The organism is Ramlibacter sp., assembly GCF_028292805.1.
Taxonomy (GTDB): Bacteria; Pseudomonadota; Gammaproteobacteria; order Burkholderiales; family Burkholderiaceae_C; genus Ramlibacter.
The window spans coordinates 1-6,004 of sequence record NZ_JAQGLS010000130.1 but is presented as its reverse complement, the minus strand read 5'-3'; the positions used below and the strand labels follow the sequence as shown (position 1 = coordinate 6,004).

Below are 6,004 nucleotides of genomic sequence, written 5' to 3'. Positions count from 1 at the left end.
TCCGAATCGCGCCGCGATTTCGGAGTGAATGACTTAGCGGACGCGGCCGCGGCGGAACAGGTTCACGATGGCCAGCAGGATGATGGCGCCGACCAGCGACACGACCACCGAGCCGATGCTGATGCCGTCATTGATGGTGCCCACGCCCACCAGCGGAGAGATCAGCCAGCCGCCCAAGAAGGCGCCGACGATACCCACGACCACGTTCAGCAGCATGCCCTGCTGGCCGTCCGTCTTCATGACCAGGCTGGCCAGCCAGCCGACGATGCCACCAACGATCAACCAAATAATCAAACCCATGTCGCACTCCTTGTGCCGCGAACGGCGTGTTGTTGATAGTGAGCCCCGGGCCTTTGCGGGGACCTGGACCACCCGCCCTTTGCTGGGCCGGTGTGTGAACTATGGGATCAAGCCGGGCCCCCGGGCGTAGTCGCGCGTTCAGCCTGGGGGTGCGGGTCTAGCGCGTCGGTACGTCGGACAACCCCTACCGCAGCTCGACTTTTTCACGGGTTAGCCGCGGCTGAACCGGGCCCGCTCCCCTGACAATACGGGCCTGAGGCCGTCGCGCGCGCGGCGGCACCGTTCTTGCTTCCACATCCATCGTTTCCTGTTTCCCGCACTTCGGAGCCATCCATGCACAAAAGGGTTTTCCTGTCGACCGTCTCCGCCCTGGCCCTGGCCGCCAGCTTTGGCGCCCAGGCCCAGACCGCCACCCCCATCAAGTTCCTGCTCGACTGGCGGTTCGAAGGCCCGGCCGCGCTGTTCCTGCAGCCGGTGGCCAAGGGCTACTTCAAGGCGGCCGGCCTGGACGTGAGCGTGGACGCCGGGACCGGCTCGGGCGCCGCCGTGCAACGCGTGGCCACCGGCACCTACGACATGGGCTTTGCCGACCTGGCGGCGCTGATGGAGTTCCACGCCAACAACCCGGACGCGCCGAACAAGCCGGTGGCCGTGATGATGGTCTACAACAACACGCCTTCGGCCGTGCGGGCGCTGAAGAAGTCGGGCTTCAAGACGGCGGCCGACCTGGCCGGCAAGATTCTGGGCGCTCCGGTGTTCGACGCCGGCCGCCGCGGCTTTCCGATCTTCCAGAAGGCCAACAACATCAGCAACGTGACCTGGGTCTCGATGGATCCGCCGCTGCGCGAGACCATGCTGGCGCGCGGCGACATCGACGCCATCACCGGCTTTTCGTTCACCTCGCTGCTGAACCTGGAAGCGCGCGGCGTCAAGCTGGCCGACGTGGTGACGCTGCCTTACGCCGACAACGGCGTGAAGCTGTATGGCAACGTGATCATCGCCTCGCCCAAGCTGGTCAAGGACAACCCGGCGGCCGTGAAGGCGTTCCTGGCGGCCTTCACCAGGGGCGCCCGCGAAGTGATGGCCAACCCCGATGCCTCCATCGAGTTCGTCAAGGCGCGCGACGGCATCATCAACACCGACCTGGAAAAGCGCCGCCTGCGCATGGCCATCGACGCGGTGATCGCCAGCCCCGACGCCCGCGCCGACGGCTTCGGCCAGGTCAACCCGGGCCGCATGTCGCTGATGGCCTCGCAGGTGTCCGACGCCTTCGCCACCAAGACGCGCGTCAATGCCAACGCGGTGTGGAACGGCAGCTTCCTGCCGACCAAGGCCGAACTGAACGTGCTGCCCGCCGCCAAGAAGTGATGGGGACGCAAGCCTTCAATGCCGCCGGGCCGCCCCAAGGCACGAAAGCCCCCTCGGGGGGCAGCGACCCGCACGCAGTGGGGGAGCGCGCGGGCACGGGTTCCTTCATCGAGTTCCGCGACGTCTGGCTGGCCTACAACGACGAGCTGTTCGCGGCCGGGCAGTTCGCCGTCGAGGCGATCGACCTGCAGGTGAACGAGGGCGAGTTCATCGCCATCGTCGGGCCTTCGGGTTGCGGCAAGTACACCTTCATCAAGCTGGCGACCGGGCTGCGCATGCCCTCGCGCGGCCGCATCCTGATCGACCGGCAGCCCGTCACCGGGCCACTGAAGATCTCCGGCATGGCGTTCCAGGCGCCGTCGCTGCTGCCCTGGCGCACGACGGTCGACAACGTGCTGCTGCCGCTGGAGATCGTCGAGCCGTACCGCAGCAACTTCAAGGCCAAACGCAAGGAGTACGAGGAGCGGGCGCGCCAGCTGCTGCAAAAGGTCGGCCTGGCCGGCTACGAGGACAAGTTCCCGTGGCAGCTGTCGGGGGGCATGCAGCAGCGCGCCAGCATCTGCCGCGCGCTGATCCACCAGCCCAAAATGCTGCTGCTGGACGAGCCGTTCGGCGCGCTGGACGCCTTCACGCGCGAGGAGCTGTGGTGCATCCTGCGCGACCTGTGGATGGAGCAGAAATTCAACGTGATCCTGGTCACCCACGATCTGCGCGAGTCCGCCTTTCTGGCCGACACGGTGTATGTGATGAGCAAGAGCCCGGGCCGGTTCGTGGTCCGGCGCGAGATCGACCTGCCGCGTCCGCGCGAGCTGGAGATCACCTACAGCAAGGAGTTCACCGACATCGTGCTGGAACTGCGCAGCCACATCGGCGCGATCCGCAAGACCACGCAGGCTCCGGCATGAAACCGAACCGTCATTTCGAGCGCTGGGCGCCGGTGCTGCTGGCGATCGCGCTGGTGATCTTCTGGCAGGTCGTGGTGGTCGGCTTGGCCATCCCAGAATTCCTCTTTCCCAGCCCCTGGCAGATCGCGCAGCAGTTCGCCGAGTACAAGGAGCCGCTGCTCAAGGCCGCCTGGGAAACCTTCTGGGTCACGATGGTCGGCTTCGGCCTGGCGATCGTGGTGGGCGTGCTGCTCGGGTTCCTGATCGGCTCCTCGCGCGTCGCCTATGCCGCGGTGTATCCGCTGATGGTCGGCTTCAACGCCGTGCCCAAGGCGGCGATCGTGCCGATCCTGGTGGTCTGGTTCGGCATCGGGGTCGGCCCGGGCATCCTCACCGCGTTCCTGATCTCGTTCTTCCCGATCATGGTGAACATCTCGACCGGGCTGGCGACGCTGGAGCCGGAGCTGGAAGACGTGCTGCGGGTGCTGGGCGCCAAGCGCTGGGACGTGCTGGTCAAGGTCGGCCTGCCGCGCTCGATGCCCTACTTCTACGGCTCGCTCAAGGTGGCGATCACGCTGGCCTTCGTCGGCACCGTGCTGGCCGAGATGACGGCGGGCGACTCCGGCATCGGCAACCTGATTCAGACGGCGGGCAGCCAGCAGCGCATGTCGCTGGCCTTCGCCGGCCTGGTGGCGATCAGCGTGATGGCGATGGCGATGTACGAGTTGTTCAGCGCCATTGAAAAGCACACCACCGGCTGGGCGCACCGCGGTTCCCAGACCACCTGAGCATGGCCTGGCACGCCAGCCTGCGGCTGGACTATGCGCTGGAGGGCGGCCGCAGCGTCGCCCGCTTCGCCCACGACGGGCCGCTGCGCATCCTGCAAAGCCTGTGGCCCGAGGGCGCCAGCGTCTGCCACAACGTGCTGGTGCATCCGCCCGGCGGGCTGGTGGGTGGCGACACGCTGGAGGTCACCGTCAGTGGCGCTGCCGGCAGCCATGGCCTGGTGACCACGCCCGGCGCGTCCCGCTTCTACCGCAGCGACGGCGCCGCTGCCGTGCAAACGGTGGCGGTGCGGCTGGCCGCCGGCGCGCGGCTCGAATGGCTGCCGCTGGAAGCGCTGTACTACAGCGGCTGCATGGCGGAAAACCGGCTGCACATGCAGCTGGCCCCCGGCGCCGAACTGCTCGGGTGGGACATTTCGGCTTTGGGCCTGCCACAGGCGCAGCTGCCGTTCGCGCGCGGCAGCCTGCTGCAGCACCTGGAACTGCAAGGCGCCTGGCTCGAGCGCGGCCGCATCGCGGCGGACGACCACCGGCTGCTGGACGGCCCGCTGGGTCTGGCCGGTCACCGCTGCATGGCCACTGTCTTCTTCGTGGCCGGCAGCGACCTGGCACGGCCGCGGCGCGAGGCCCTTCTGGACAGCGCCCGCGCCGTCATCGACGCCCATCCGCTGGCCGCGACCGCCGGCGCCACCGCCCCCGGACCGCGGGTGCTGGTGGTGCGGGTGCTGGCGCCGCTGGTGGAGCCGGCGCTGCAGCTGGCCAAGGCGATCCGGCGCGCCTGGCGACCGCTGCTGTGGGACCTGCCGCCCAGCGAACCACGCGGCTGGATCGCCTAGGCCTTCACCCAGCAGGCAAGGCCGCGTCCTACCCGACCATGGGCCGAGCGCGGGGTGCGCACACGCCCCTCTCCGGCAGCGCGCTGGCGGCTTGCGATCCACACTGCATGCAAGTCAACGCAATCCGCACAGGAGTACCCCATGAACGTCAAGGACACCCGCTCCCGCAAGAGCCTCATCTCCTTTGGCGTGTCCGCCTTGCTGGCGGTCACGGCCGCCACCGCACAGGTCGCGACGGGCACCACCGGCATCGACGCCTCCGGCAGCTACCAGCAGGAAGTGAACGCCTGCATGACCGGCCGCACCCAGCAGGACCGGGACACCTGCCTGACCGAAGCGCGCAATGCCCAAGCCGACAAGAAGCGCGGTTTGCTCGAGTCCGGCGCCCGCCTGGAATCCAACGCCATGTCGCGCTGCGAAGTGTTCACCACCGGTGAAGAGAAAGCCGCCTGCCAGGCCCGCGTGATGGGCATGGGCAGCGCCGACGGCAGCGTCGCCGGCGGCGGCGTGATCCGCGAAGTGGAAACCGTCGTGCTGCCGGCCGGCCAGAGCTCGGTCACCATCCAGCCGCAGACCGCCGACCCGGTGGTCCTGGTCCCTTCCCGCTAAGCATCATCCGGCCGCATCCCCGGTTTGGCCGGGACGGCGTCCTACACCGCGACCTGCCGCAAGGGCTCACCTTGGGCAGGTCGATTCAAGTGCACACGAGGACCACGCATGGCAGACAGCAACAAGATCCCGGGCCCCGGCGAAGCCGCCGGAGACGGGCAGGCGCGGCACGGCACCAAGAGCGAAGTGACCTGGGACGGCGGCGCCGGGCGGCAGCCCTACGCCAACCAGGGCCGGGAGGAAGACGAGCCGGCCACGGCGGGCGAGGTCCAAGCAGGCGACCGCGGCGACATTGCGGGGCGCAACCTGGAGCAGCTCGAGCAGGTCAGGCGCAAGCCCTGAAAGCGCAACCGCGCAGGCCTCTTGCGAGACCCGCGCGGTGCGTGCGGCACGGTGCAGCGTGCCGGATGGATGCGGCCGTTCAGAAAATCAGCATGAACAGCAGGATCAGGGTGATGGGAACGCCGAGAAGCCAGAGGATGACGGGCATGTGGATCTCCTTTTGAATTGGGTCCAGCTTAAGGCCCACCCGGCTTGGACCATGAACGGCAGCGCCCTGAGCCGCAGTAGGCGCGGGGGCAGCAGCTGCGGTAGGCACTAGCCTACGGTTGGGCCTAGATCGCCACCAGCTTGCGCACGCCGTGCGCTTCCATGTCCTTGCCCAGGCCGCGCGCCAGCACTTCTCCGCGCTCCATCACCACGTAGTCGTCGGCCAGCTCCCGGGCGAAGTCGTAGTACTGCTCCACCAGCAGGATCGCCATGTCGCCGCGGGCGGCCAGCATGCGGATCACGCGGCCGATGTCCTTGATGATGCTGGGCTGGATGCCTTCCGTCGGCTCGTCAAGGATCAGCAGCCTCGGCTGCGCGGCCAGCGCCCGTGCGATCGCAAGCTGCTGCTGCTGCCCACCCGAGAGGTCGCCGCCGCGGCGCCCCAGCATCTGCTCGAGGACCGGGAACAGTTCGAACAACCCAGGCGGGATGGGCGTGCCCGCCGGCTTGTAGGCCAGCCCCATGCGCAGGTTCTCCTCCACCGTCAGCCGGGCGAAGATCTCGCGGCCCTGCGGCACGAAGCCGATGCCGGCGCGCGCACGCTGGTACGGCGTGGTCGACTGGATGGCCGTGCCTTCGAACTCGATGCTACCCGTGCGAATCGGCACCAGTCCCATCAGCGATTTCAGCAATGTCGTCTTGCCCACGCCGTTGCGGCCGAGCAGCACCGTGA

Annotated in this window: 8 protein-coding genes; 6 read left to right on the top strand and 2 right to left on the bottom strand. The window is 68.3% G+C overall.

Annotated features, from left to right (window positions below):
• Positions 1–33: 33 nt before the first annotated feature.
• A complete protein-coding gene (locus JWP65_RS07735; protein WP_299762360.1) occupies positions 34–300 on the bottom strand; it encodes a GlsB/YeaQ/YmgE family stress response membrane protein in 267 nt (88 codons plus the stop codon).
• Positions 301–633: 333 nt separating this feature from the next.
• On the opposite strand from JWP65_RS07735, the gene JWP65_RS07730 reads away from it, so the two are divergent.
• From JWP65_RS07730 to JWP65_RS07705, 6 genes are all read left to right on the top strand, one after another.
• Positions 634–1,668, top strand: a complete 1,035-nt coding sequence (locus JWP65_RS07730; RefSeq protein WP_299762357.1) for an ABC transporter substrate-binding protein — start codon at positions 634–636, stop codon at positions 1,666–1,668.
• Entirely contained in the window at positions 1,668–2,573 is a 906-nt protein-coding gene (locus JWP65_RS07725) for an ABC transporter ATP-binding protein (protein ID WP_299762354.1), read from the top strand. The genes JWP65_RS07730 and JWP65_RS07725 overlap by 1 nt, the downstream gene beginning before the upstream one ends.
• A complete protein-coding gene (locus JWP65_RS07720; protein ID WP_299762351.1) occupies positions 2,570–3,340 on the top strand; it encodes an ABC transporter permease in 771 nt (256 codons plus the stop codon). Before JWP65_RS07725 ends, JWP65_RS07720 begins: the two co-directional genes overlap by 4 nt.
• 2 nt (positions 3,341–3,342) lie before the next feature.
• Positions 3,343–4,173: an urease accessory protein UreD gene (locus tag JWP65_RS07715; protein ID WP_299762348.1), complete on the top strand. Its 831-nt coding sequence runs from the start codon at positions 3,343–3,345 to the stop codon at positions 4,171–4,173.
• Positions 4,174–4,314: 141 nt separating this feature from the next.
• The gene (locus tag JWP65_RS07710) at positions 4,315–4,782 is read left to right on the top strand and encodes a hypothetical protein (protein WP_299762345.1); all 468 of its coding nucleotides are present in this window, start codon (positions 4,315–4,317) and stop codon (positions 4,780–4,782) included.
• A gap of 108 nt (positions 4,783–4,890) precedes the next feature.
• Complete coding sequence (locus JWP65_RS07705; RefSeq protein WP_299762342.1) at positions 4,891–5,124, top strand: hypothetical protein; 234 nt, start codon at positions 4,891–4,893, stop codon at positions 5,122–5,124.
• A gap of 272 nt (positions 5,125–5,396) precedes the next feature.
• Here JWP65_RS07705 and urtE read toward each other — a convergent pair.
• Positions 5,397–6,004 (bottom strand): urea ABC transporter ATP-binding subunit UrtE (urtE, locus tag JWP65_RS07700; RefSeq protein ID WP_299762339.1); only part of this gene is annotated, 608 nt, incomplete at its 5' end.

Coding starts and splice junctions, on each gene's coding strand:
- JWP65_RS07720 (WP_299762351.1), top strand. CDS start 2,570: ATGAAACCGAACCGTCATTTCGAGCGCTGGGCGCCGGTGCTGCTGGCG.
- JWP65_RS07710 (WP_299762345.1), top strand. CDS start 4,315: ATGAACGTCAAGGACACCCGCTCCCGCAAGAGCCTCATCTCCTTTGGC.
- JWP65_RS07705 (WP_299762342.1), top strand. CDS start 4,891: ATGGCAGACAGCAACAAGATCCCGGGCCCCGGCGAAGCCGCCGGAGAC.
- JWP65_RS07735 (WP_299762360.1), bottom strand. CDS start 300: ATGGGTTTGATTATTTGGTTGATCGTTGGTGGCATCGTCGGCTGGCTG.
- JWP65_RS07715 (WP_299762348.1), top strand. CDS start 3,343: ATGGCCTGGCACGCCAGCCTGCGGCTGGACTATGCGCTGGAGGGCGGC.
- JWP65_RS07725 (WP_299762354.1), top strand. CDS start 1,668: ATGGGGACGCAAGCCTTCAATGCCGCCGGGCCGCCCCAAGGCACGAAA.
- JWP65_RS07730 (WP_299762357.1), top strand. CDS start 634: ATGCACAAAAGGGTTTTCCTGTCGACCGTCTCCGCCCTGGCCCTGGCC.